Source organism: Thioalkalivibrio sp. ALE23 (genome assembly GCF_000378545.1).
In the GTDB taxonomy this organism is placed as follows: Bacteria; Pseudomonadota; Gammaproteobacteria; order Ectothiorhodospirales; family Ectothiorhodospiraceae; genus Thioalkalivibrio.
This window is the reverse complement of sequence record NZ_KB900031.1, coordinates 217,089-239,612: the sequence shown is the minus strand read 5'-3', so window position 1 is coordinate 239,612 and position 22,524 is coordinate 217,089. Positions and strand designations below refer to the sequence as shown.

Annotated in this window: 26 protein-coding genes and 1 pseudogene; 18 read left to right on the top strand and 9 right to left on the bottom strand. The window is 68.2% G+C overall.

Annotated elements, in window-relative coordinates; translation table 11 throughout:
* Positions 1–16: 16 nt before the first annotated feature.
* The 5 genes from glyA to ribBA are packed head-to-tail and all read left to right on the top strand — an operon-like array spanning position 17 to position 4,916.
* Positions 17–1,276, top strand: a complete 1,260-nt coding sequence (glyA, locus tag F573_RS0101195; RefSeq protein WP_018869906.1) for a serine hydroxymethyltransferase — start codon at positions 17–19, stop codon at positions 1,274–1,276.
* A gap of 9 nt (positions 1,277–1,285) precedes the next feature.
* Complete coding sequence (nrdR, locus tag F573_RS0101190; RefSeq protein WP_019021156.1) at positions 1,286–1,864, top strand: transcriptional regulator NrdR; 579 nt, start codon at positions 1,286–1,288, stop codon at positions 1,862–1,864.
* The gene (gene ribD / locus F573_RS0101185) at positions 1,861–3,030 is read left to right on the top strand and encodes a bifunctional diaminohydroxyphosphoribosylaminopyrimidine deaminase/5-amino-6-(5-phosphoribosylamino)uracil reductase RibD (RefSeq protein WP_019021155.1); all 1,170 of its coding nucleotides are present in this window, start codon (positions 1,861–1,863) and stop codon (positions 3,028–3,030) included. The genes nrdR and ribD overlap by 4 nt, the downstream gene beginning before the upstream one ends.
* A 34-nt stretch (positions 3,031–3,064) precedes the next feature.
* Positions 3,065–3,766 carry a riboflavin synthase gene (locus F573_RS0101180; RefSeq protein WP_019021154.1) on the top strand — a complete coding sequence of 234 codons (702 nt, stop codon included), beginning with the start codon at positions 3,065–3,067 and terminating at the stop codon, positions 3,764–3,766.
* Positions 3,767–3,791: 25 nt separating this feature from the next.
* Positions 3,792–4,916, top strand: a complete 1,125-nt coding sequence (ribBA, locus tag F573_RS0101175) for a bifunctional 3,4-dihydroxy-2-butanone-4-phosphate synthase/GTP cyclohydrolase II (RefSeq protein ID WP_019021153.1) — start codon at positions 3,792–3,794, stop codon at positions 4,914–4,916.
* A 6-nt stretch (positions 4,917–4,922) separates the two neighbouring features.
* Here ribBA and F573_RS0101170 read toward each other — a convergent pair whose 3' ends face one another.
* Entirely contained in the window at positions 4,923–5,384 is a 462-nt protein-coding gene (locus tag F573_RS0101170) for a DUF6231 family protein (RefSeq protein WP_019021152.1), read from the bottom strand.
* 75 nt (positions 5,385–5,459) lie between these two features.
* On the opposite strand from F573_RS0101170, the gene F573_RS0101165 reads away from it, so the two are divergent.
* The 5 genes from F573_RS0101165 to F573_RS0101145 all read left to right on the top strand — a co-directional run bounded on the left by F573_RS0101165 (position 5,460) and on the right by F573_RS0101145 (position 11,059).
* Entirely contained in the window at positions 5,460–5,942 is a 483-nt protein-coding gene (locus F573_RS0101165; protein WP_019021151.1) for a Crp/Fnr family transcriptional regulator, read from the top strand.
* A gap of 18 nt (positions 5,943–5,960) precedes the next feature.
* A complete protein-coding gene (locus F573_RS0101160; RefSeq protein ID WP_019021150.1) occupies positions 5,961–6,746 on the top strand; it encodes a YdcF family protein in 786 nt (261 codons plus the stop codon).
* Complete coding sequence (locus F573_RS0101155) at positions 6,746–8,842, top strand: hypothetical protein (RefSeq protein ID WP_019021149.1); 2,097 nt, start codon at positions 6,746–6,748, stop codon at positions 8,840–8,842. Before F573_RS0101160 ends, F573_RS0101155 begins: the two co-directional genes overlap by 1 nt.
* A 93-nt stretch (positions 8,843–8,935) precedes the next feature.
* Positions 8,936–9,583, top strand: a complete 648-nt coding sequence (locus tag F573_RS0101150; RefSeq protein ID WP_019021148.1) for a YdbL family protein — start codon at positions 8,936–8,938, stop codon at positions 9,581–9,583.
* A gap of 30 nt (positions 9,584–9,613) precedes the next feature.
* Positions 9,614–11,059 carry a YihY/virulence factor BrkB family protein gene (locus tag F573_RS0101145; protein ID WP_019021147.1) on the top strand — a complete coding sequence of 482 codons (1,446 nt, stop codon included), beginning with the start codon at positions 9,614–9,616 and terminating at the stop codon, positions 11,057–11,059.
* A gap of 71 nt (positions 11,060–11,130) precedes the next feature.
* Here the strand turns inward: F573_RS0101145 and F573_RS0101140 are convergent, their stop codons facing one another.
* The gene (locus F573_RS0101140; RefSeq protein ID WP_019021146.1) at positions 11,131–11,568 is read right to left on the bottom strand and encodes an SRPBCC family protein; all 438 of its coding nucleotides are present in this window, start codon (positions 11,566–11,568) and stop codon (positions 11,131–11,133) included.
* Positions 11,569–11,735: 167 nt separating this feature from the next.
* Between F573_RS0101140 and F573_RS0101135 the strand changes: the two genes are divergently transcribed.
* On the top strand, positions 11,736–12,197 hold the full coding sequence (locus F573_RS0101135) for a hypothetical protein (protein ID WP_019021145.1): 462 nt from the start codon (positions 11,736–11,738) through the stop codon (positions 12,195–12,197).
* Positions 12,198–12,221: 24 nt separating this feature from the next.
* Here the strand turns inward: F573_RS0101135 and F573_RS14140 are convergent, their stop codons facing one another.
* From F573_RS14140 to F573_RS0101115, 4 genes are all read right to left on the bottom strand, one after another.
* Entirely contained in the window at positions 12,222–12,926 is a 705-nt protein-coding gene (locus F573_RS14140) for a hypothetical protein (protein ID WP_019021144.1), read from the bottom strand.
* A gap of 22 nt (positions 12,927–12,948) precedes the next feature.
* Positions 12,949–13,383, bottom strand: coding sequence for a DUF1841 family protein (locus tag F573_RS0101125; RefSeq protein WP_019021143.1), 435 nt, complete (start codon positions 13,381–13,383; stop codon positions 12,949–12,951).
* Positions 13,384–13,387: 4 nt separating this feature from the next.
* On the bottom strand, positions 13,388–14,023 hold the full coding sequence (gene nth, locus F573_RS0101120; protein ID WP_019021142.1) for an endonuclease III: 636 nt from the start codon (positions 14,021–14,023) through the stop codon (positions 13,388–13,390).
* A 92-nt stretch (positions 14,024–14,115) separates the two neighbouring features.
* Entirely contained in the window at positions 14,116–14,553 is a 438-nt protein-coding gene (locus F573_RS0101115) for a hypothetical protein (protein WP_018871456.1), read from the bottom strand.
* 121 nt (positions 14,554–14,674) lie between these two features.
* Here F573_RS0101115 and F573_RS0101110 point away from each other — a divergent pair, with 121 nt between their 5' ends.
* From F573_RS0101110 to F573_RS0101080, 7 genes and pseudogenes are all read left to right on the top strand, one after another.
* Positions 14,675–15,616, top strand: a complete 942-nt coding sequence (locus F573_RS0101110) for a ZIP family metal transporter (protein ID WP_019021141.1) — start codon at positions 14,675–14,677, stop codon at positions 15,614–15,616.
* 23 nt (positions 15,617–15,639) lie between these two features.
* Entirely contained in the window at positions 15,640–15,945 is a 306-nt protein-coding gene (locus F573_RS0101105) for a nucleotidyltransferase domain-containing protein (RefSeq protein ID WP_018871488.1), read from the top strand.
* Positions 15,942–16,463, top strand: a complete 522-nt coding sequence (locus tag F573_RS0101100) for a hypothetical protein (protein WP_019021140.1) — start codon at positions 15,942–15,944, stop codon at positions 16,461–16,463. Before F573_RS0101105 ends, F573_RS0101100 begins: the two co-directional genes overlap by 4 nt.
* A 76-nt stretch (positions 16,464–16,539) precedes the next feature.
* Positions 16,540–16,815 (top strand): annotated as a pseudogene (locus tag F573_RS0101095) (ZIP family metal transporter); the annotation flags it as partial.
* Between the two features lie 462 nt (positions 16,816–17,277).
* Positions 17,278–18,120, top strand: a complete 843-nt coding sequence (locus tag F573_RS0101090) for an autotransporter outer membrane beta-barrel domain-containing protein (RefSeq protein ID WP_019021138.1) — start codon at positions 17,278–17,280, stop codon at positions 18,118–18,120.
* A gap of 607 nt (positions 18,121–18,727) precedes the next feature.
* Positions 18,728–19,831 carry a porin gene (locus F573_RS0101085; protein ID WP_019021137.1) on the top strand — a complete coding sequence of 368 codons (1,104 nt, stop codon included), beginning with the start codon at positions 18,728–18,730 and terminating at the stop codon, positions 19,829–19,831.
* Between the two features lie 219 nt (positions 19,832–20,050).
* Complete coding sequence (locus tag F573_RS0101080; protein WP_018871282.1) at positions 20,051–20,323, top strand: cupin domain-containing protein; 273 nt, start codon at positions 20,051–20,053, stop codon at positions 20,321–20,323.
* Between the two features lie 478 nt (positions 20,324–20,801).
* On the opposite strand, the gene F573_RS0101075 is transcribed toward F573_RS0101080, so the two are convergent.
* The 3 genes from F573_RS0101075 to F573_RS0101065 all read right to left on the bottom strand — a co-directional run bounded on the left by F573_RS0101075 (position 20,802) and on the right by F573_RS0101065 (position 22,504).
* Positions 20,802–21,362, bottom strand: a complete 561-nt coding sequence (locus F573_RS0101075) for a Uma2 family endonuclease (RefSeq protein WP_019021136.1) — start codon at positions 21,360–21,362, stop codon at positions 20,802–20,804.
* A gap of 300 nt (positions 21,363–21,662) precedes the next feature.
* Positions 21,663–22,178 carry a DUF3368 domain-containing protein gene (locus F573_RS0101070; RefSeq protein ID WP_018871280.1) on the bottom strand — a complete coding sequence of 172 codons (516 nt, stop codon included), beginning with the start codon at positions 22,176–22,178 and terminating at the stop codon, positions 21,663–21,665.
* A complete protein-coding gene (locus tag F573_RS0101065; protein WP_019021135.1) occupies positions 22,160–22,504 on the bottom strand; it encodes a UPF0175 family protein in 345 nt (114 codons plus the stop codon). Before F573_RS0101065 ends, F573_RS0101070 begins: the two co-directional genes overlap by 19 nt.
* Positions 22,505–22,524: the final 20 nt, after the last annotated feature.

Below are 22,524 nucleotides of genomic sequence, written 5' to 3'. Positions count from 1 at the left end.
CAACGGGAGTCACCGAATGTTTTCGATCGACATGAGCATCAACGGCTACGATGACGAACTCTGGAGCGCGATCCGCAAGGAGGCGCAGCGCCAGGAAGAACACATCGAGCTGATCGCCTCGGAGAACTACACCAGCCCGCGCGTGATGGAAGCGCAGGGCTCGGTGCTGACCAACAAGTACGCCGAGGGCTATCCGGGCAAGCGCTACTACGGCGGCTGCGAGCACGTCGATGTGGTCGAGCAGCTGGCCATCGACCGCCTCAAGGAGCTCTACGGCGCCGATTACGCCAACGTGCAGCCGCATTCCGGCTCGCAGGCCAACGCGGCCGTGTACATGGCCCTGCTGCAGCCGCATGACACCGTGCTGGGCATGAGCCTGGACGCCGGTGGCCACCTGACCCACGGCGCCAAGCCGAACTTCTCCGGCAAGATCTACAACGCGGTGCAGTACGGCATCACCGACGAGGGCCTGATCGACTACGACGAGGTCCAGCGCCTGGCCACCGAGCACCAGCCGAAGATGATCGTCGCCGGCTTCTCCGCCTACTCGCGCGTGGTCGACTGGAAGCGTTTCCGCGAGATCGCCGATTCCGTGGGTGCGTACCTGATGGTGGACATGGCCCACGTCTCCGGCCTGATCGCCGCGGGCGAATACCCGAACCCGATCGACCACGCCCACGTGGTCACCTCCACCACGCACAAGTCCCTGCGCGGGCCGCGTGGCGGTTTCATCATCTCCAAGGGTCAGCCGGAACTGAACAAGAAGTTCCAGTCGCTGATCTTCCCCGGTACCCAGGGCGGCCCGCTGATGCACGTGATCGCCGGCAAGGCGGTGGCGTTCAAGGAGGCCCTGGAGCCGGACTTCAAGACCTACCAGAAGCAGGTGATCGCCAACGCCCGTGCGATGGCCGAGGTCCTGGTCGAACGCGGTTTCGACATCGTCTCCGGCGGCACCGACAACCACCTGTTCCTGCTGAGCCTGGTGTCCAGGGGCATGACCGGCAAGGACGCGGACGCCGCCCTGGGCCGCGCCAACATCACGGTCAACAAGAACGCGGTGCCGAACGACCCGCAGTCGCCGTTCGTGACCTCCGGCATCCGCATCGGCACCGCCGCCCTGACCACCCGCGGCTTCACCGAGTCCGAATCCCGCGAGCTGGCCGGCTGGATCGCCGACGTGCTGGAGAACATGGACAACGAGCAGGTGATCGACGACGTCCGCGGCAAGGTGCTGGACATCTGCCGTCGGTTCCCGGTTTACGGCGCCGGCGAATAAACCGGGGCGATGCGCTGTCCGGCCTGCGGTGCCAGTGACACCCGCGTGGTCGACTCCCGGGTCGCCGGACCCGAGCAGGAACAGATCCGGCGACGGCGGGAGTGCCGCGTGTGTCACGAGCGTTTCACCACCTTCGAGCGGGCGGAGTTCAGCCTGCCGCGGGTGGTCAAGCGCAGCGGCGAGCGGGTGGCCTTCGATGACGACAAGCTGCGCAGCGGTCTGCGCCGGGCGCTGCACAAGCGTCCGGTGCGCACCGAGGACGTGGAGAACGTCATCGACGACATCAAGCGCCGTCTGGCCGGGACCAGTGCCCCCGAAATCAAGTCCGACCGTATAGGCGAGATGGTCCTGGAAGCCCTGCACGGGCTGGACCATGTCGCCTATATCCGGTTTGCCTCCATCTATCTCAGCTTTGCCAGCGTGCAGTCCTTCCGCGAGGCCATCGAGCGCCTGGAAGACGATCTGAGCCCCGAGATGCGGCGTCACCAGCTGCGTCTGATCGACGAGGAGGCCGCGCGCGCCGCGGCTGACGAGATCCCGGAAGAATCCCCTCCCGACGACCCCGACCCCGCCGGCGAATCGCGATGAACGCAGCCGACCGTGAATGGATGCACCGCGCGCTGATGCTGGCGGACTGCGGCCGTTTCACCGCCGATCCCAACCCGCGCGTGGGCTGCGTGATCGTGCGCGACGGCCGCGAAGTGGGCGCCGGCGTGCACTGGCGGGCCGGCGAGGCGCATGCCGAGGTCAACGCCCTGCAGACGGCCGGGGAGGCCGCGCGCGGGGCGACGGTGTACGTGAGCCTGGAGCCGTGCAACCACCACGGGCGCACGCCGCCCTGCACCGAGGCGCTGATCGCCGCCGGGGTGGGGCGCGTGGTCATCGCCATGGAGGATCCCGATCCACGCGTGTGCGGGGGCGGGGCGCAGCGCCTGCGCGCGGCCGGCATTGCGGTGGAGACCGGGCTGCTGGAGGCCGAGGCGCGGGCGCTCAATCCCGGATTCGTGCAGCGCATGGAACGCGGGCGGCCGTGGGTGCGCATCAAGTCCGCGATCTCGCTGGACGGGCGTACGGCGATGGCCTCGGGCGAGTCGCAGTGGATCACCGGCGAGGCCGCACGCAACGACGTGCAGCTGTGGCGCGCGCGGGCCGGGGCCATCCTCACCGGCAGCGCCACCGTGCTGGCCGATGACCCGCAGCTCAACGTGCGCCGCAGCCCGGCGGAGCTGGCCGCCGCGGCCGGGTTGCCGATGTCGGGCCGTGTGGCCGATCTGCCGGTGCGCCAGCCATTGCGGCTGATCGTGGATTCGGGTCTGCGCACACCGCCCACCGCGCGCATCCTGCAGGGTTCACCCACCTGGGTCCTCACTACCGAGTCCGCGGCGGCCGGCCCGGCGGCGGACGCCCTGCGCGGACGCGGCGCCGACCTGATCGCCCTGCCGGGGGCGGCGGAGGACGCCGCCGGGCACCTCGATCTGCATGCCCTGCTGGCGGAGCTGCACACCCGCGAAATCAACGAGCTGCACGTGGAGGCCGGCCCGGGGCTGGCCGGTGCGCTGGCCCGTGCCGGTCTGGTGGACGAGTGGCTGGTGTACCAGGCGCCGCTGCTGCTGGGTTCCGGCGGCCGGCCGATGGTGGACTGGGACATCGGACGCATGGCCGAGCGCGCGGAGCTGGAGGTCGTCGAGTCCCGCTGGCTGGGCGAGACCCTGCGGCTGCGGGCTCTCCCCCGCGGGGTCCCGAATTCGCTATGATCCCCGCATCATCACCGCAAGGACAGGCTGCGCCATGTTCACCGGCATCATCGAAAGCCTCGGCACCCTCGACACCCTGACCCCCAGCGGCGGCGACCGCCGGCTGCATGTCAGTGCGCCGGGGCTGGACTTCTCCGGCACCCACCTCGGGGACTCGATCGCGGTCAACGGCGTCTGCCTGACGGTGACCGATCTCTCCGTGGACGGCTTCACCGCCGATGTCAGCCGCGAGACTCTGGAGGTGACCACGCTGGGCGATCTCGGCCGCGGCGACCGGGTCAATCTGGAGCGCGCGCTGGCACTGGGCGACCGGCTCGGCGGTCATCTGGTTTCCGGCCACGTGGACGGCGTGGGCGAGCTGGTCTCGATGGAGCCCGATGCCCGTTCCACCCGGGTACGGTTCCGCGCACCGGCGGCGCTGGCGCGCTACATCGCCGCCAAGGGGTCGATCACCATCGACGGAACCAGCCTTACGGTGAACCGCGTCGAGGGGGCCGAGTTCGAGGTCAACATCATCCCGCATACCCGGGACCTGACGCGCTTCTCGGTCTACGCCCCGGGGACGCGCGTGAACCTGGAGGTCGACCTGATCGCTCGCCATCTGGAACGCCTGATGCTGGGCGATCGCGCGGCGGACCCGGGCGCCGGAGCCGGAGCCGGGGACGGCGGTGGCACGCTGTCCGAGGACTGGCTGGCCGAGCAGGGCTTTCCCAATCATTCCGGCCCGCGCGACTGAGCGCGGGCCCCGACGGCAGGTGTTCATGGAATTTTCCGATACCGAAACCATCCTCGCGGAACTCGAGGCCGGGCGCATGGTGGTCATCGTCGACGACGAGGACCGCGAGAACGAGGGCGACATCCTGATGCTCGCCTCGCACGTGCGCCCCGAGGACATCAACTTCATGGCCAAGTACGGCCGCGGGCTGATCTGCCTGACGCTTACCCGCGAGCGCTGCCGGCAGCTGGCCCTGCCGCTGATGGTGACCGACACCAACGACGTGCACGGCACCAACTTCACGCTGTCGATCGAGGCCGCCGAGGGCGTGACCACCGGGATCTCGGCGTATGATCGGGCGCACACCATCCGCACCGCGGTGGCGCCCAACGCCCAGCCGGAGGACATCGTTCAGCCGGGGCACGTGTTCCCGTTGATGGCGCAGCCGGGCGGGGTGGTGGTGCGCGCGGGCCACACCGAGGCGGGTTGCGATCTGGCGCGCCTGGCCGGGGCGGAGCCGGCCGCGGTGATCGTGGAGATCCTCAACGAGGACGGGACCATGGCGCGGCGGCCGGACCTCGAGCGCTTCTGCGCCGAGCACGGCCTGAAGATGGGCACCATCGAGGATCTGATCCGCTACCGCATCGAGAACGAGAAGACCGTGCGCCGGGTCTCGGAGCGCGAGTTCCCCACCGAGCACGGGACGTTCCGCCTGCTGGCGTTTCAGGACGAGGTGGATCACGAGATGCACTTCGCGCTGGTGCGCGGCGAACCGCGGCCGGACCGCGACACCCTGGTGCGCGTGCATCTGGAGAACACCCTGCACGACACGCTCGGTTATGCCGGCCCGGATCGCGGCTGGCCGCTGGATGACGCGCTGCGGCGCATCAACGAGGCGGGCGAGGGCGTGGTGGTGGTCCTGCGCAAGCACGAGGGGCCCGAGGCGCTGACCCAGCGGCTGGAGCAGCTGGGCCAGACGGCCCAGATGGCGGGCGAGGAACGCGGCGGCGGGCGCGAGAATTCGGCCGAGTGGCGCATGTACGGCATCGGCGCGCAGATCCTCGCCGACTGCGGCGTCGGGCGGATGCGCCTGATGTCGGCGCCCAAGCGTTTCCATGGGCTGGGCGGCTTCGGCCTCGAGGTGGTGGACTACGTCCACGACGAGGGCTGACCCGCGTCACCAGCGCGCGCGGTCCCACATCTCCGGGTTGGCCCAGAAGCGGGCGTTCAGCCAGTCGGGCGTGAGCTTGTAGTCGTACAGGCTGGTGCGGTAGACCGCATGCTCCGGCGTGGCCGTCTCCGCCGCCGGCTCGCGGCGGAACCCTAGGGCGAGGAAGGCGTTCAGGTCCCAGCGGGTATCGCGGTGGCGGTGCAGGATCAGGGTCTCCTCCGCCCAGCGGTCGCGCAGCCCGCCCAGCAGCTGCTGTCCCGCCGCAAGTTCCATCTCCGCGAGCACGTCCAGCACCAGCACCAGTGGTTCGCGCCCGGCGGGCGGGTCGGCCATCAGGGCCTGTGGGGTGGTCACGCGCCGTTCCCCGTCCTTCTCGGGAACGGCGTCCGGGTCGCAGGTCAGGATCAGCGGGGTGTCGCGGCCCAGGCGTGCGGGGAGCTGACGGCGCAGGCTGTCGATGTCGATCATGCGGGCTCTCGCAGAAGAGACGTTCGTTATACTCTACGTATCCAATCCAGAGAAAGCCGTAAAGGAAGCCGTGCCATGACCCGGGATCTGCTGACCGAGTTTCTGTCCCAGCATCCGATGTCCGCCTCCCTGACTCCCGCGGAGGTCGACACCCTGATGCAGTATCTGGAGGTTGTCGAGACCCATCACAAGGAGATCATCGCCGACATCGGCGAGGTGGGCGAGGCGCTGTTCTTCGTGGTCAGCGGCACCGCCGCGCTGTACGACGACGACGGCAGCCAGGAGATCGAGGTCGGGCGCATGGAGACCGGGGAACTGGCCGGCGAGATGTCGTTCTTCGACCGCGTGCCGCGCGGGGTGCGCATGCGCGCGCTGACCGACAACACCCGCCTGCTGCGCCTGACGCGCTCGAAGTACGACCGCCTGCGGGTGGAACACCCATACATCGCGGTGAACGTGCTGGAGTTCGCCATCATCAGTCTCGATCACCTCATCCGCCGGGTGTCGGAGGACGTGGCGACCTACGCCCGCTACCTCTACGCCCCGGGCAAGAAATAACCGGCGGCGCGGTCGCCGATGGCCGCCGGCATCGCCACCGTGGCCGAGCACCTGCTGCTGCCGCCGGGTCTGGCGGTGCTGCTGCTGGTGCCGGGGCTGCTGCTGTTACGGGGGCAGCGCCGCGGGGGTGGCTGGCTGGTGACCCTCGGGCTGGCCGCACTGGTCCTGCCCGCGCTGAACGTCGTCGCCGCCCCGCTGGCGCAGACCCTGGAGCGGGATCTGCGCGAACGGCCACTGGCCACCGGCCGGGCGGACGCGATCGTGGTGCTGGGGGGCGGCCGGGCCAGCGGCCGTCACCACGTCACCGGCGGTGACGATGTCTCGGCGCTGACCTTCGAACGCCTGCGTTTCGCCGCCCATCTGCACCGCCGGACCGGTCTCCCGTTGCTGCTGTCCGGCGGCAGTCCCGGGGCCGAGGGTCGGCCGGCCGAGGCGGAACTGATGGCGGATGCGCTGCGCCGCGAGTTCCGCGTGGATCCGCGCTGGCTGGAAGGTGCCAGCCGCAATACCCACGAAAACGCCTTTTTCACCGCGCAGCATCTGCAGGGCAGCGGGGTCGAGCGGGTGCTGGTGGTTACTCATGCGATGCACATGCCGCGGGCCCTCGAGCGCTTCGAGGCGGCCGGGCTGGCGGCGGACCCGGCACCCACCGGCTTTCGAGGCCCTGACGGCGAATGGCGCCTGCGCGACTTCGTGCCCACGGTGGATGCGCTGGAGACCTCGCGGTTCGCGCTGCGCGAGTGGCTGGCACGGGCGGCGCGGCCGTTGCGGGATCGTCTGCCGGGCGACCGGCCCGGGGCATGATGGGCGCCATCCAGGCGGTGACTGCCTGGATGGCGCGCGCGGTGGTGGCGCTCGTGCTGGTGATACCGGCGGCGGCCGGTGCCGACCCGGAGGATGCCGGGGGGCTGGCGGTCGACCTGCGGATCGAACGGGTGCTGCACGCGGCGCTGGACGCCGAAGGCCTGTCGGCGCGCGCACACCTGCGCGAGGGGCGGCTGGCGATGACCGTCGGGGCCGAACGCCTGCATCTGCCCGAGCCGGTGGGCACGCTCGCCGGAGTACGCCTGGATTGCCCCTCCCTGGTGCCGACCACCGCCGGCTGGCGGTGCCGCGAGGCGCGGCTGTCCGCCGATGGCGGGGACCTGGCCCTGCAGGAACACCCGCTGCGCCTGGACTGGCACACAGGCCGTAACCGCCTGCGCGTCGCCGGAGACTGGCCCGGCTGGTTCGGGGCGAGTGGCGAATTCGTGCTGCGGGTGGCCGGTGCCGATGACTGGCGGGCCGAACTGGCCCTGTCCGGGGTGGATCTGGTCGCGCTGGCGGAGTCGCCGCGACTGGCGCCCTGGCTGCCCGAAGATTCGCCGGTGACCCTGCAGTCGGGGCGTGCGGATCTGGCGCTGCAGGGGGCGGCGGAAGGCGGGCATCGGGTCGATCTGCAGCTGCGGGACGTGGGCTTCTCCGATGCGGTGGGACTGCGCGCGGGCGAGGGCATCGGCGGCCGGCTCGAGGTGCGCGAGATGGCGGGGGACTGGACCCTGGGCGCGACCCTGGAGGAGGGCGCGGTGTTCGTGGATCCATGGTTCGTGGACGCGGACGAGACCGGGAACCTGAACCTGCGCGTGGATGGCCTGCGTCCGGCGGATGGCGGGTTCGCGGCCGGGGTGGAGGTGGCGGAACTGTCCGGCTCGCTCGGCGAGATACTGGCCTTCAGCGGTCAGGAGATCCGCAGCGGGCCGCCGGAGGCGATCGCTCCTTCGGGGGATTTCCATCTCGAGGCGCGGGACCCGGGAGCGGCGCATGCGGTGCTGCTGGACCCCGCGCTGGCCGGGACCCTGGGGCGTGATCTGACGGTCAGCGGGGATTCGGTGGTGGCGCGGCTGGAGCTGGAGCGCGGCGCTCCGCGTTCGGCGACCCTGCGCTGGAAGGCCCTGAGCGCCGAGGACGGGAGCGGGCGTTTCGGCGTGACGGACAGCGACGGCACGCTGAACTGGCTGGCGGATGCGCCCGGAGTGCCGGGGCAGCTGGGCTGGCAGCGGGCGCATCTGTTCCGCCTGCCGCTGGGCGAGTTCGACGCGCGCGTGCGCGCGCAGCCGGACGGCATCGACCTGATGGAAGTGACCCGCATCCCGATCCTCGACGGCGCCCTGCGTGCGGATGATTTCGGCTTGCGCCTGACCCCCGACGGACCGGATGTGCGTTTCACCGGCGGGGTGCAGGCGATCTCGCTGGAGCCGTTGACCGAGATCGTCGGCTGGCCACGCTTCTCCGGTCGCCTGGCCGGCATGATCCCGGAGGTGCGCCTGGATCGCGGCGATCTGGCGGTCGACGGGCGGCTGCTGGTGCAGGTGTTCGACGGCGACGTGGTGCTGCGCGACGTGCGCATCCGCGACCTGTTCGGGCGAACCCCGGAGCTGGGCCTGTCGGCGCGCATGGACCGCCTGGACCTGGCCCTGGCCACGCGCGCCTTCGACGTGGGCCGGGTGGAGGGCCGGCTGTCGGGCCACCTGGAGGACCTGCACATGATCGACTGGCGTCCGGTGCGCATGGATCTGGCCCTGCAGACGCCCGAAGACGATCCGGGGCGGCGGCGCATTTCGCAGCGCGCGGTGCAGAACATTACCGAGCTGGGCGGGCCGGTGCAGGCGGCGGCTTCGTCGGTGTTTCTGCGTTTCTTCGAAAACTTCTCCTACCGCCGACTGGGCTTTCGCTGCCAGCTGCGCGGCGGGGTCTGTGAACTCGACGGGGTGGGAGACCGCCCGGACGGCGGGTTCGCCCTGGTCCAGGGGGGCGGGCTCCCGCGGATCGATGTCATCGGCTACAACCGTCGGGTCGACTGGGACGAGCTGCTGCGCGGGCTGTCGCAGGTGACCGCCGGGGAGTCCCCGGAGGTTCGCTGAGCACGCGCACGGGGGCGTTCATGTCCTCGTCAGCCACCGGGTGATGTAATGTAGGATGATGACTGTCCAGCCGTGCCTGCCAAGGAGCTGCCCATGAAAGCCTGGTTCGGGGTTCCCGCACTTGCCTTGCTGTCCGCGCTGGTCGCGGGCTGCGTGACCATCAACATCTACTTCCCCGCGGCCGCGGCGGAGGATGCCGCGCGCGCGATCGTTCGCGATGCCCTGCAGCTGCACGACATCGAGGAGCTGCGCGAGCCCGAGTCCGCGCCGGAAATGGACGGCGGTTCTTCGGATGCCGGTTCGCCGGATGCCCGCGATGCGGCCGGCGAGCGCTCGACCCCGCTGCTCGCGCGCCTGCTGGAAACGCTGGTGGCGCCGGCCGCGGCCAGCAACCCGGATCTGCAGATCGAGACGCCGGCGATCAATCGCATCCGCGCGTCCATGCGTGACCGTGCGCCGCAGCTGGCGCCGCATTTCCGCAGCGGGGCCATTGGCTTCGGCGCCGATGGCGACGTGGCCATCCGGGATCTCTCCGAGGTGCCGCTGCGCGAGCGCAGCGAGGTGCAGCGCCTGGTCAGCGAGGAGAATGCCGACCGGGCCTCGCTGTATCGCGAGATTGCCCGCGCCAACGATCGACCCGACTGGGAGGCCCGCATCCGCGAGACCTTCGCCCGGGTGTGGGTGGACGAGGCGCCGGCGGGGTACTGGTACCGCTCCGACGGTCAGTGGCGGCAGAAATGACCGGTCCGGACCGCACATGGAGGGTCGGGCTTGGGGGGTGACGCCAGTCTGGGCGCGCGCCTGGAGGCCGGACGGCACCGGGTCGAACGCCTGGTGCTGGAGAGCGACCTGTCCGCCATGCCGCGCTGGAAAGCGCTCGGGCTGGGCATCCTGCGCGGGCTGCACGGGCTGGTTCGCGAGGCGGCCGAGGGCCAGCTGACCCTGCGCGCGATGAGTCTGGTGTATACCACCCTGCTGTCGATCGTGCCGCTGCTGGCGCTGTCGTTTTCCGTGCTCAAGGGCTTCGGCGCGCACAACGCGGTGGAGCCGCTGTTGCTGGAATTCCTCGAGCCGCTGGGCGCGCAGGGCGAGGAGATCGCCGACAACGTGGTCACCTTCGTGGACAACATCCGCGTGGGTGCGCTGGGAGCGGTGGGCCTGATCTTCCTCGTGTATACCGTAGTGGCGCTGGTGCAGAAGATCGAGGCCGCGTTCAACACCATCTGGCGAGTGGAGACCCAGCGCAGCCTGGCCCAGCGCTTCACCAGCTATCTGTCGGTGATCATGATCGGACCGCTGCTGGTGTTCGCCGCGCTGGGCATCACCGCGACGGTGATGTCCTCCGAGGCGATGCAGACGGTGGCGGGCGTCGAGCCCTTCGGCCGGCTGATCACCGAGTTCTCGCGCCTGGTGCCCTACCTGCTGATTATCGCGGCGTTCGCCTTTATCTACATGTTCGTGCCGAATACGCGGGTGCGTCTGGGGCCGGCGCTGGTCGGGGCGGTGGTTGCGGGCGTGCTGTGGCAGAGCATGGGCTGGGTGTTCGCCAACATGGTGGCGGAGTCCACCCGTTATGACGCGATCTATTCCGGCTTCGCGATCATGATCCTGCTGCTGATCTGGGTCTACCTGGCCTGGCTGGTCCTGCTGATCGGCTCCAACGTGGCGTTCTACGTGCAGCACCCGGAATACATGAACGTGCGGGGCCGCCGCCCGCGGCTGTCGGCCGCGGCGCACGAGCGTCTGGGGCTCAACCTGATGCAGGTGGTGGCGCGCCATTTCATGGAAGGGCGCACGCCGCCCACGGTGGACCAGGTGGCCGCGGAGCTCTACGTGCCCGGCAATGCGCTGGGCGGTGCAGCCCGGGCCCTGGAGGCCGCGGGACTGCTGAGGCGCACCGAAGACCTCGGTCTGGTGCCCGGGCGCGATCTCGGCCATCTGCCGGTCGCGGAGGTTCTGCAGGCCCTGCGCGAGGATCAGGAAGATCCGGCGCTGCGGACCCTGCACGGCGATGCGGCGGTGGAGTCGGCGCTGGAAGAGCTGGACGTGGTGCGTCGCGATCATCTGGGGGCGCGCACCATGCGCGATCTGCTGGAGCGGGCGGGCGTACAGCCGGTGAGGCCGGCGCAGGAAGACGCTGCTGCCGGGCCGGGCCCGAGTTCGCGTGCCGGGGAGTGGCGTCCCGGCTCGGGCGCGTCCCCGTCACCGGGGCCCTGATGCGGTGTCCTCCGGGGGGATCCTCGGGGGCGCGACCGGGTGAGTGCGGCGACTCCGGATGGCCGGCGGGGTCAGGCGTTCGAGCCGGCTTCCGCGTCCAGGCGCTGCTGGGCCCGGTGCATCAGCTGGCCGGAAACGCGCTCCACCAGCGAACTCGCCGCCCTGCGTACCGCCGCTTCAACCAGCGGATTACCGAGACGGTATTCCAGCTCGAACTCGACCCGGGTCAGCCCTTCGCCGGCCGGCTGCAGGCGGTAACTGCCGCGATTGTGGATGCCGCGGATCGAGCGCCAGGCGAAATGCTCCGGCTCCACGGCGCTGCAGACCTCGACATCGAAATCCATGGTCATCCCTGCCGCCACGATGGTCCAGCGGTACTGCTCGCCGCCCAGGGGCTCGATGGTGCGCACGTGGTCGCACAGGTCGACGAAGTTGGGGACATGGCTGAGCAGGGCAAAGACCCGCTCGGGTTCGGCCTGCAGGGAGGTTTCGTGCGTGATACGGCGCATGCTTGCGACTCGCTGGCTGGAGCGGAAGAACTGATGGTAAGAGCCCCCGGAACGCTTCCGGGTTCCCCGCAACCCGTTCACGGCCCGGTTCCGGGCTGCTTGTGGGCCCGAAAGGCTCGTTCTAACATGACGCGCGATTGCGCTGAAACCACCGTTGCGAGCCCCGAATGAGCTTTGCCCGAGATCACCGTCCGGCCCCCGATGCCGGTTTCATGGAGCGCTACGAGGCCGGGGCGCTGGGTATCCTGCACTGGGAACAGCTGGACGCCCTGTGGGCCACATTGCGCGCCGGCGCCCGCGACGGCGAGTGGTACGTCTACGCGGTGGGGGAGGCGGTGCCGCAGGCGCCGGTCCGTGCGGCCGAGCTGGACCGTTTCCTCACCGAGGTGGACGCCCTGCTGCGCGCCGATCACGACGAAAGCTACTGCGGCATCGTCTACGTGGACGACCGCGAGAATCCTCGCTTCGTGAAGATCTTCGACCCCAACAACCTCGGATCCTCCTGCGGATCGTCGGGCCTGCGGGTACTGCCGGGCTGGATCCTCTCGACCGTGCCGCCGGAAGACCTGCAGGCGGCGATGCCCCCGCCGAACAGCCGCCGCCGCTGGTGGCAGCGGCTGTTTCCCTGAGGTTCTTTCCTCAAGACGCTGCTCTCAGGAGGAAGCGCTGAACACGTCGTCGATGTGGCGGGCGGTCAGGACGCGTTCCGACCAGATCAGCAGGGTGTCGGCATCGGCGGATTCGATCCGCTCCCGGTGTTTTTCCGCGGCGTCTGCACCGAACTTGCGGCCGATCAGGCGCAGGAGGACCGCGGCTTCACCCTGCGTGACGCCTTCCTGAAGTCCCTGCTGTCGCCCCTGTTCCAGCCCTTGCTCCAGGCCCTGCTCCAGGCCCTGCTCCAGGCCCTGCTCCAGGCCCTGCTCAAGGCCCTTCTGCAGTCCTTTTTGCAGCCCCTGTTGCTCGTAGCGGCGCTGCCATTCCTTTACGCGTTCCGCCAGCATGGTTTCCATCTCCCGCAGGTCGTTGTTCGGAGGCGCCAATGTTTCGCCGAAGTGGCCGGGGATGACCACTCGGCCCAGCCAGACGCTGAAGGCCCGTCGCAGGGATCGCTGCTCCGGGTGTTTCAGCCATTGCACCAGACGCCCGACGACCGCCTGCAGATCCTCGGGCTCGCGGCTGTGCTCCAGCCGGAAGACGGCCGCGGCCAGGTTGCGTGCCGGCAGATCGGCGTCCGCGAAGGCCCCCTCGTCGAGCAGAAGATACCGGAAATCCGGGCGGTAGGCCTCCAGTCCTCCGGGGATCGGTGCGATCAGCTCGGTGTGGCTGAACAGGTGCTTGTAGCCGTGATCGTGTTCCATGGTCCCTCCCTGGACCCGTAATTCATGCCCCGATGATGCCCTCCAGACGCTTCAGGCATTCGAGGTACTGCGCCTCGTCCGGTGGCTGGCCGCTGCGCTGGCTCTCCCACAGGGTCTGACCCAGACACTCCATCATCCGGTGTTCGGCGTCCAGTTCGCCGTAGCGGGCGCACAGGCGGCGGTGCAGGTCGCGGATGCCGGCCGGACGGTCCGTGGCGGCCTGCTCGCGCAGGCCCATGTGCATGGACATGTGCAAAAACGGATTGGTGGTCCCCGATTCCGGCGGGAACTCGGCCGCCAGGGCCTTCTCGCGGTCGTTCAGCAGGGCATGGTATTCGGGGTGGTCGCGGATGATGCCGACCAGCACCTGTTCCATGTCGCTCAGGGGCTCGTCGTTGCGGGCCTTCTGCCAGGCATCCAGGAACTGGGTTCGCATGCGGTCGCGGTCGCCGTACATCGGATCAGGCCTCGGTCTTGTCCTTGTATTCACACAGGTCGTGGATCACACACTGCCCGCAATCCGGCCGGCGTGCGCGGCACACGTACCGTCCGTGCAGGATCAGCCAGTGGTGGGCGTCGCGCAGGAACTCCTTCGGGGTGAACTTCAGGAGCTTCTTCTCGACCTCCAGCACGGTCTTGCCGGGGGCCAGTCCGGTGCGGTTGGCCACGCGATAGATGTGCGTGTCCACCGCGATGGTGGGTTCGCCGAAGGCGGTGTTCAGCACCACGTTGGCGGTCTTGCGACCGACCCCGGGCAGCGCCTCCAGCGCCTTGCGGTCGCGCGGCACCTGGCCGCCGTGGAGTTCCACCAGCATGCGGCAGGCCTTCATGATGTTCTCGGCCTTGGCGTTGTACAGGCCGATGGTGCGGATGCATTCCTTCAGGCCGTCCAGTCCCAGGTCGAGGATGGCCTGCGGGGTGTTCGCCACCGGGAACAGCCGCCGGGTCGCCTTGTTCACGCCCACGTCGGTCGCCTGCGCGGACAGGATGACCGCCACCAGCAGCTCGAACGGGCTGTTGTATTCCAGCTCGGTGGTGGGCTCGGGGTTCGCCGCCCGCAGGCGTTCGAAGATCTCGCGGCGCTTGGCGGCATTCATGGAGCGGGGCTTCCGATGGTTTCAGGGGTTGCAAACGAAACCGGCCCCGCGAACGGGGCCGGACGATGCGCGCGATGGCGGTGCGACCGCCCTCAGACGTGGCGGTACACGCCCACTTCCGGCGCGGGCTCGCGCGGCTTTTCTTCCGCTTCCTTTTCGAGGTCGGCCAGCAGCTTCGAGTGTTTTTCCTCGAGATCGTGCATCGCCTTCTCGTCCATCTTGGGGAAGATGATGTCACGGATGAACGAGCCCAGCTCGGCCAGGCACTCCGCCCAGTACTTGTCGTTCAGATGGAACGAATGCTCGGCGTGGGTACCCATGGGGTAGCTGTTGAACCGGGTGATCATCGTGACGGACAGGTCGCTGTCCTTCTCGACGAAATCCTTGGCGAAGTCGTACCACCATTTGTAGTACTTCTCCTGCAGCTCCTCACCAAAGCCGTGATTCTCGAAGAATGCGGCGATGGTGCCGCGCGGGGCCTGGCCGTAGCGCGTACCGCGCTTGCCGGCGAACGGGAAATGTCCAGCCATGCCTGCTCTCCTGGGACGATTGGAATTTTTGTAGCGGGGGCAGTGTACCCGCTGGGCGCCGGGAATCAAGGCCAGGGCCGCGTTACACTGCGCCCGAATACGCCCGCATGGAGCACGCACCATGGCCCAACCCGACCCGGTCCGTCCACAGGACGGTGACACGGGCCCCGAGCCCGCCGAATATACCCCGCTGCCGCGCAGCTTCCTGATCGGATCGCTGATCGCGCTGGCCCTGTTCATCTGGGGCGTGAGCCTGCTGTGGCCGCACATGGAGGACTGGCTGGGCGAGCTTTCGATCCTGCAGATCGGGCTGCTGGCCAGCTTCGTGGCCGGGCTGTTCACCGCGGTCGGGGCCATCCCCATCTTCTTCCTGCGCCGCCTCAAGCAGTCGGTGGAGGACGCGATGATGGGCTTCGGCGCCGGGGTCATGCTCTCGGCGACCGCCTTCGAGCTCGCGCTGCCGGCGGTGGAGCAGGCTGAGGCCCAGCATGGCAGCGTGGCCATGGCCATCGTGGTCCTGGCCGGCGGCATCGGCCTGGGCGGCGCGTTCCTGCTGCTGCTGCACAAGCTCGTGCCCCACGAGCACTTCGTGATCGGCCCGCAGAGCGGCGCCGACCCGGCCAAGATTCGCCGGGTGTGGCTGTTCATCTTCGCCATCGCCCTGCACAACCTGCCCGAGGGCCTCGCGGTGGGCGTGGGCTTCGGCGGCGACGACGTCAGCGACGGCATCGCCCTGGCCGTGGCCATCGGCCTGCAGAACATGCCCGAGGGGCTGGTGGTCGCCATCGCCCTGCTGTCGCTGGGCTACAGCCGTGCAGCCGCCTTCGGCGTGACCCTGCTCACCGGCCTGGTGCAGCCGATCGGCGGGCTGATCGGCGCCGGTGCCATCACCCTGATGGAGTTCCTGCTCCCCTGGGGCCTGGCCTTCGCCGCCGGTGCCATGCTGTTCGTCATCAGCCACGAGATCATCCCCGAATCCCACCGCAAGGGCCACGAGGCCCAGGCCACCACTGGGGTGCTGGTCGGGTTCGTCACCCTGCTGGCCATCGACCTGGCGTTGTAGGATCGTTCAGAGGAGGGTTCGCCATGCGTCTGAGTCCCGAACAGCAACACGCCATCCACCGGGCCGTGGGCGAGACCTTCGGTCCGGAGACCACGGTGTGGCTGTTCGGCTCCCGGACCGATGACTCGGCCCGGGGCGGCGACATCGACCTGCTGATCGATACCCCGATGCGCGATGTCGATTCCATCGTACAGGCGGAAATCGCCCTGCGCGCACGCCTGGAGGCGGAACTTGGCGAGCAGAAGATCGACCTGCTGGTCGACTATCCGGGCCGGCGCCGGCATCCCCCCATCTTTCAGGTCGCCCGCGAGGAGGGCATCCCGTTATGAATTCGACCGCCACCGCCATCCAGATGAATTCGACCGCCACCGCCATCCAGCGCCTGCGGGACGCCATCGAGGAATGCCGCAGGCACCGCCACCACATGCGCCACGCCCTGTCTTCGCTGGAACCGCGCCTGCCGCTGGACGGCGAAGCGATGGATTCGATGGACGACGAGGGTGTGCAGGACCTGGATCAGTTCATCCTGCGTTTCGGCAAGTTGCAGGACGCCATGGGGATGCGTCTGTTGCCGGCCGTGCTCATGGCACTCCAGGAACCGTTCGAGGACCGTCCGATGCTGGACAAGCTGCATCGACTCGAAAAGCTCGGCTATCTCGACAGCTCCGTGCAATGGCAGGAACTGCGCGCCCTGAGAAACGGCTTCGCCCACGGTTACCCGGACGAACCCGAGAAGCGCGCGGCCCTGCTGAACCGGGCCATGGAAGGCAGCCGCGAGCTCGAGGCCATCCTGGACCGCATCGAGCAGCGGCTGGGCGAGGAGAACGGGGGCGGGGACTCAGGATGACCCGACCGGGGGAAGCCCCGGGCCGGAGCTTCCTGATTGACCGCTGCTCGCGCTGGGCCTGTTCATCCGGGGCGTGAGCCTGCTGTCGCTGGGCTACAGCCGTGCCATCGCCTTCGGCGTGACCCTGCTCACCGGCCTGGTGCAGCCGATCGGCGGGCTGATCGGCGCCGGGGCCATCACCCTGATGGAGTTCCTGCTCCCCTGGGGCCTGGCCTTCGCGGCCGGTGCCATGCTGTTCGTCATCAGCCACGAGATCATCCCCGAGTCCCACCGCAAGGGCCACGAGGCCCAGGCCACCACCGGGGTGCTGGTCGGGTTCGTCACCCTGCTGGCCATCGACCTCGCGCTGTAGGGCATCCGTGTGCCGTTCCGCGTTCAGCGCGGGGCGGTCCTGCATCCCCGAACCCCTCCGTTTGGAGGGGGCGAGGCATGCGGAAAGGCGGCACCATGCCCGGAGTACGGGGTGCTCACCCGTCTTCACGCCTGCGCGCGTGTGGCCTACATTGAGAAGTGGTCGGCAATAACCATGAGGGCTGGCCGCCTTTCACCATGACGTCCGACTCGGAGGAACCTTATGCGCAATCTGAAACGCTCTATCCTGCTGCTTTTAGGCGGTGCTTCCCTAGCTGGGGCGGGCCCGCTCCTCGCGGAGGGTCCTCTTCCCCCGGAAAATGGCATCACAGATCGGACCCCCGCGGAGGAGCCCACCGAGCGGACGCCTACGATCTCGGAGAGTCTCAAATCCACCAGCCGGGCGGTGGGAGCCGCGCTTTCCACCAGCACGCTGCATGTCCATGGTGCGCACGGGCGGCCGATGTCCCGCTATGTGGACGAAGGCGAGAGCACCGTGTGGGTGCTGGGGGACTACGGCGTGCGCCGCCATGGCGACCAGGACGGCAACACCGGCATCGCGGGCGTGGGTGCGGGGCACAACTTTGGTCTCATGCAGTTCAACTATTCCCTGGGGCGTACCTGGACCGAGGAGGATCTGGTTCAGGGCGGTGAAGTCGACACCGATACGTTTTTCCTGATGCTCGAAGGCATTGTGCCGGTTCATGAAGAAGCCGGTCTGTTCCTCACCGTCGGGGGCTTCCACCAGTGGGGTGAAGCGGACATCCGCCGCGGCTACCTCAATTCGAGCGGTCAGCGCGATTTCTCCACGGCGTCCCCTTCGATGCACGGCCAGGGCGCCCGGGTGCGCATGGACTGGGTGGATGCCTGGAGCGCTTCCCGCGTCAGTCTGAGCCCCTATGCCGATCTCAGTTACTCGCGGATCCGCATGGAGGGGTACGAGGAGAGCGGGGGTGATCTGCCCGCGCGTTTCAGCAGCCGCAGCGACAGCGTGACCGAACTGCGCGTCGGTTCGGAACTGGCCATGCCGATCGCGGAATCCGGGTTTGATTTCGTGGCCACCGGTAACGTGACGCATCGTTTCGACAGCGATGGCGTGCGCACCCGCGGTCGCATGCTGAACGATCCGTTCACGGTCAACCAGTTCAACATCGACGGCCGGGACTACGACCAGACCTGGGTTCGCGCCGGCGTGGGCGTCGAAGGCGCTGTGGGCCCCGGAGATGTTTCGGTGATGCTGAACGGCACCTCCAGGGGTGAAGAAGAGGCCGGCTGGCTGGCCGCCTCCTACAGTGTGACCTTCTGATCCAGCCCCTTCGCCCCTGCCTTGTGTCGCGGCCCGGCGCTCGTTACGAACGCCGGGCCGCTTGCTGACCGGCCCCTGCCGAACCGGGCGGCTTCCCGGTCGCGGTCGCTCGCGATCCGTCGCAGCCGTCTTCGTCCCCCGGGGGCGTCTCTGCCCCCTGACCGTCTTCTCGAATGCACCGCCCCGTCCGTCCCCGGACGTGCCGGGTGTTGTATCGTGGCAACACCGCCTTGCTGAACGCCGCCATCGGGAAGCGTGTTGCATATTCGCAACGTTCACCGGTCCGCATCCGGACGCGGAAATCCGGCGCAGCCGCAGCGGCCCCGGCCATGTGGAGGGGCGAGAAGACGATCGGCGTCCCGGTGTATTCGGAATTTCTAAATGCCCGTGTTGTCAATGGCTTGCGATCGCTCCGGCGTTTTCGGTGGGGCTGTCTCGGGAGATCGCGTGAAGACCGAAGCGTATAAGCGTGATCGAATACGGGTTTTTTTCCGCCGCAAGGGTTGAAATACGACACCGTGGCGTATATAAAACACAGGACATCGCGGGGCCGACGGGCTCCGGGGTGCAACAGACAGCAAGAACTCACCTCCTGGGAGAAAGCATCATGCAGAAGAAGATTCTCGCAATGGCCGTCGCCGGCGCCTTCGCCGCCGCTCCGGCCTTCGCCTCCGCCGACGATTCCGTGACCCTGTACGGTCAGATGAAGTACGAAGTGGGTGCCGTCGACGGCGCCAGTGAAGACGATGGCGGTACCGGTAACCGTGATCTGGTCCACTCCGCTGCCGGCAGCCGCATCGGTGTGCGTGGTTCCGAAGACCTGGGCGGCGGCCTGACCGGCATGTTCCGTATCCAGGGCAACTTCGCACCGAGCCGCCTCGATCTTGCCGCGACGGGGCATTCCTGGAACGAAGAAGTCTGGGTGGGCGTTGACGGCAACTTCGGTCAGGTCCGCCTCGGTCAGTCCGACACCGCCATGAAGAACGCGATGAAGTCGTTCCGCGCCTTCACCGATACCCTGGCCGATGGTTCGACCCGTCCGGGTACCTTCGGGGTCTCCGCCGCCCAAGTCGACGGCGCTTCGGGTGCCAATAGCTGGGCCCGCACCACCGGTATTCATTACCAGAGCCCGGACTTCCAGGGCTTCACCTTCGGCGCCACGCTGGAGCCGACCGGCCGCAAGACCGATACCTACTATGCCCTGAACGGCATGTACGAGATGGGCCCGATGGAATTCTCGCTGGCCTATGAAGCCCAGTCGGGTGCGGATCCTTCGGATGACGACAACTATGGCATCCTCGCGCAGAACAGCTCGGCCGTGGATGGTGACTCCGAGTCCTATCACGCCGGCTTCAGCTTCGATTTCGGTCAGGGCGACGTGGGCGTGAAGTACCATCAGTGGGACTGGGATAGCGATTCCGGTCGTGCGCCTGAAGGCAAGGTGCATCAGTGGCTGGTCCCGGCCAACTTCGCGGTTACCGATCAGATCAACCTGCGTGCGGCCGTGCAGTACAACCGGAACAACCCGGATGAGGGTAGCACGGAGTCCTGGACCAACGTGGCCGTGGGTGCGCAGTACCACTTCAGCAACCGTACCGAGGCGTTCGTGAACATCTGGAACGACGGTGAGGTGGGTACGAGCCCGACGAACAGTGGCGGTGTGTCCGACGACGGCACGCACGTCGGTGTGGGCCTGCGTCACAGCTTCTAAGCGCGATTGCGCATGAAGTGATAACAACGGGTGTAAGCCCGTTTTGCGGGGCCCTCCGGGGCCCCGTTTTTTATGGAGGGTCGCGCATTCGGTGTGCGGCCCTTTTTCGTGGGTGCATGCGGTTGGGTGGCGCGTCCGGCGGGGCTACGATGGCCGTCATCCGCGTTGCAGCATTCACCCCGACCGATCAGAACGATCGAAACGATCCGAGGAGGCAACATGAAGATCGAAGTGGAACATCGGCCGGAGCGCGACCGGCTGGAGGCACTGGGCGTGTTCGACTGGCCGGTGTGGGAGAAGGAGGCGTCCAGCTTCCCGTGGCATTACGACGAGACGGAGACCTGCTACATCCTGGAGGGGCAGGTGACGGTGACGCCGGAGGATGGCGAGCCGGTCACGGTCGGCGAGGGGGATCTGGTGACCTTCCCGGCGGGCATGGGCTGCACCTGGGAGATCCACCGGGACATCCGCAAGCACTACCGCTTCGGGTAGTCGGCTATCGCTTCGGGTAGTCGGCACGTAGGAGGCCAGCCCCCTGGCCGATCCGGGACGCTGTGGGGGTGTGAAAAAGAGAAAAGACCGAACAACATCCCTGTTGATCGGCCCTTTCGGTTGGAACTTCCCTGTTCCTGATTGGGGATATTATCGGCGCCCCCGGGCTGAAACAATATCGATTGCGTGTTTTTGTGATTAAAACCACAAAAAATAGATTGGAATCAGTCTAAATCTTCGGCAGAATCAGAGAGATTGGGTCGAAAAGTGCCGAATAAACAGGTCTTTATGAAGGTTCGTCGGGCCTCTGGTGGGAGTTGTGGGAGTTGTGGGAGTACGGGGTGGGCGGGGAAGAACCCCGGGTGAGGGAAGCCGATTGTTCGCGTGCGAGCACGCTCCCACCAGGCCCCGGGCCCACCAGGCCCCGGGCCCACCAGGCCCCGGGGCCTCCGGGTCGAGTGAAGTGCGGGTGGGGGCGTCAGTCGGCCCAGAGTCCGCCGAGGGGGATGGTGACGGCATCGAAGGGGGCGACGGACACGGGGTCGTCGTTTTCGAACGCATTGAGCAGGAGCCAGTGCCCTTCGTGGTTGGCATAGGCCTCCAGGGTGCGGAGCACGGGGTCGACGAGCCAGACGTGGCCGACACCGTGGGCAGCGTACACGGGCAGTTTTTCCACCCGGTCGACCCGGGCAGTGGATTCGGAGAGGACTTCGCAGACCCAGTCGGGGGCCAGCTCGAACCAGGCGGTCTCGGGCAGGCCGGGCATCCGTTCGCGGCGCCAGCCGGCCAGTTCGGGGACCAGCACATGGCTGCCCAGGTGCACTTCGGGTTCGTCGAAGATCCACCAGCCGCCAGGGCCGCCATGCCCCTTGTCGTATGGTCCTCCGAGCTCTACGCCCAGCAGGGAGCTGGCGCGGGCATGACGCGGGGCTGGTCGGGGGGTGGTGACAAGCTGCCCATGAATGAGCTCCGCCACCAGGTGGTCCTCGACCTGGAGGAGGTCTTCGTAGGTTGCGTCTCGGGTAGCCGGGTCCGGCATGGGTGTCTGCCTCCTGTTTCCGGGTGACGCCGCGCTTGTTGTTCCATCGTACGGGTTGCGATGCGGGGCGGGAAGAAGGGGGTCTTCGCGTGCGAGCACGCTCCCACAAGGGGTGGGGTGTCAAGGAGTGGGCGGGCACCGGTGCTGTGGGAGCGGCCCTGGCCGCGAAGAGGGCGGGGCGGGGTGGTTCAACGGGCGAGCCACTGGGCGTCGAGCCGGGTGGCTTAGTCGCTCCGCCAGGAGCGCGCCCCGGTCCCACCGGCGACGCAGTGCGCCTCGCTGTCCCCGAGGACGGACCAGTCAGCGACCAGCGCCCCTGCCCTGTTCGCCTTCGCCGACGCGGTCAAGCACCGTGCGTATGACGTCGGCCGCGATGCGGAACTCCGACTGGTGAAGCCGTTCGAAAACCGCGCGTGCGGACGGGATCAGACCCTGGCGGCGCGCCATCCCGATCACGGCGGCGGTCCCCGCCACACGAATACCGGCCTCAAGGGCAAGGGCGCGGCCCATCCGTTCATCCATGAGCACCAGGGCGGGTTCATCGTGGCCGAGGGCCATCCGGATACAGGCTGCTTCGCCTTCATCCAGTTCGGGTAACGGTGTCGACGAGCGCGGCCCTTCCCGGAGGCACAGCCAGCCGGCGTCCAGCGCGGCGGCGATGGCGGATTCTCCGGGCCTTCCCTGGCCGGGCAGCACCTCGCGGGCGACTTCCTCCGGAATCCCGACCGTCCCGAACAGACGGGGCAACCATTCCAGCCCATCGACGAACGAAAGCCCGATCAAAGGGCTGGCGTCGCTCAGGACGAGGCGAGCCATTCGTCGACGGTATCCATGTCGTGGTCCGCTTCCGTGCCATTCAGGTCCACGACGGGAATCCCGAGCCGGGAAAGATGGCGCGCGAAGTCGGCCGTGGCGAACTCGGCGAGACGTGCCGCACGCGCCAGGGAGAGGTGCCCGTCACGGAACAGGGCGGTGGCCAGGGCCGCCTTGACACCCGGCGCGTCGAGTTCCCCCGCATCGTTCAATCCCAGGATGAGGGCATCGGGACGGTCCCGGTTCATGACCAGCACCGGCGTTTCGTGGGACTTGCGCAGGGCGCCGGTGGGATTGTTCTTGAGGCCGCTAACGTTCACGACTTCCATGGGAATCCTCCATGGGAATA

Coding starts and splice junctions, on each gene's coding strand:
- ribD (WP_019021155.1), top strand. CDS start 1,861: ATGAACGCAGCCGACCGTGAATGGATGCACCGCGCGCTGATGCTGGCG.
- F573_RS0101090 (WP_019021138.1), top strand. CDS start 17,278: ATGTCCCGCTATGTGGACGAAGGCGAGAGCACCGTGTGGGTGCTGGGG.
- F573_RS0101100 (WP_019021140.1), top strand. CDS start 15,942: ATGAATTCGACCGCCACCGCCATCCAGATGAATTCGACCGCCACCGCC.
- F573_RS0101065 (WP_019021135.1), bottom strand. CDS start 22,504: ATGGAAGTCGTGAACGTTAGCGGCCTCAAGAACAATCCCACCGGCGCC.
- F573_RS0101075 (WP_019021136.1), bottom strand. CDS start 21,362: ATGCCGGACCCGGCTACCCGAGACGCAACCTACGAAGACCTCCTCCAG.
- F573_RS0101105 (WP_018871488.1), top strand. CDS start 15,640: ATGCGTCTGAGTCCCGAACAGCAACACGCCATCCACCGGGCCGTGGGC.
- F573_RS0101160 (WP_019021150.1), top strand. CDS start 5,961: ATGGCCGCCGGCATCGCCACCGTGGCCGAGCACCTGCTGCTGCCGCCG.
- F573_RS0101165 (WP_019021151.1), top strand. CDS start 5,460: ATGACCCGGGATCTGCTGACCGAGTTTCTGTCCCAGCATCCGATGTCC.
- nrdR (WP_019021156.1), top strand. CDS start 1,286: ATGCGCTGTCCGGCCTGCGGTGCCAGTGACACCCGCGTGGTCGACTCC.
- F573_RS0101115 (WP_018871456.1), bottom strand. CDS start 14,553: ATGGCTGGACATTTCCCGTTCGCCGGCAAGCGCGGTACGCGCTACGGC.
- F573_RS0101170 (WP_019021152.1), bottom strand. CDS start 5,384: ATGATCGACATCGACAGCCTGCGCCGTCAGCTCCCCGCACGCCTGGGC.
- F573_RS0101080 (WP_018871282.1), top strand. CDS start 20,051: ATGAAGATCGAAGTGGAACATCGGCCGGAGCGCGACCGGCTGGAGGCA.
- F573_RS0101070 (WP_018871280.1), bottom strand. CDS start 22,178: ATGGCTCGCCTCGTCCTGAGCGACGCCAGCCCTTTGATCGGGCTTTCG.
- glyA (WP_018869906.1), top strand. CDS start 17: ATGTTTTCGATCGACATGAGCATCAACGGCTACGATGACGAACTCTGG.
- F573_RS0101110 (WP_019021141.1), top strand. CDS start 14,675: ATGGCCCAACCCGACCCGGTCCGTCCACAGGACGGTGACACGGGCCCC.
- F573_RS0101125 (WP_019021143.1), bottom strand. CDS start 13,383: ATGTACGGCGACCGCGACCGCATGCGAACCCAGTTCCTGGATGCCTGG.
- ribBA (WP_019021153.1), top strand. CDS start 3,792: ATGGAATTTTCCGATACCGAAACCATCCTCGCGGAACTCGAGGCCGGG.
- F573_RS0101140 (WP_019021146.1), bottom strand. CDS start 11,568: ATGCGCCGTATCACGCACGAAACCTCCCTGCAGGCCGAACCCGAGCGG.
- nth (WP_019021142.1), bottom strand. CDS start 14,023: ATGAATGCCGCCAAGCGCCGCGAGATCTTCGAACGCCTGCGGGCGGCG.
- F573_RS0101150 (WP_019021148.1), top strand. CDS start 8,936: ATGAAAGCCTGGTTCGGGGTTCCCGCACTTGCCTTGCTGTCCGCGCTG.
- F573_RS0101155 (WP_019021149.1), top strand. CDS start 6,746: ATGGGCGCCATCCAGGCGGTGACTGCCTGGATGGCGCGCGCGGTGGTG.
- F573_RS0101135 (WP_019021145.1), top strand. CDS start 11,736: ATGAGCTTTGCCCGAGATCACCGTCCGGCCCCCGATGCCGGTTTCATG.
- F573_RS14140 (WP_019021144.1), bottom strand. CDS start 12,926: ATGGAACACGATCACGGCTACAAGCACCTGTTCAGCCACACCGAGCTG.
- F573_RS0101085 (WP_019021137.1), top strand. CDS start 18,728: ATGCAGAAGAAGATTCTCGCAATGGCCGTCGCCGGCGCCTTCGCCGCC.
- F573_RS0101180 (WP_019021154.1), top strand. CDS start 3,065: ATGTTCACCGGCATCATCGAAAGCCTCGGCACCCTCGACACCCTGACC.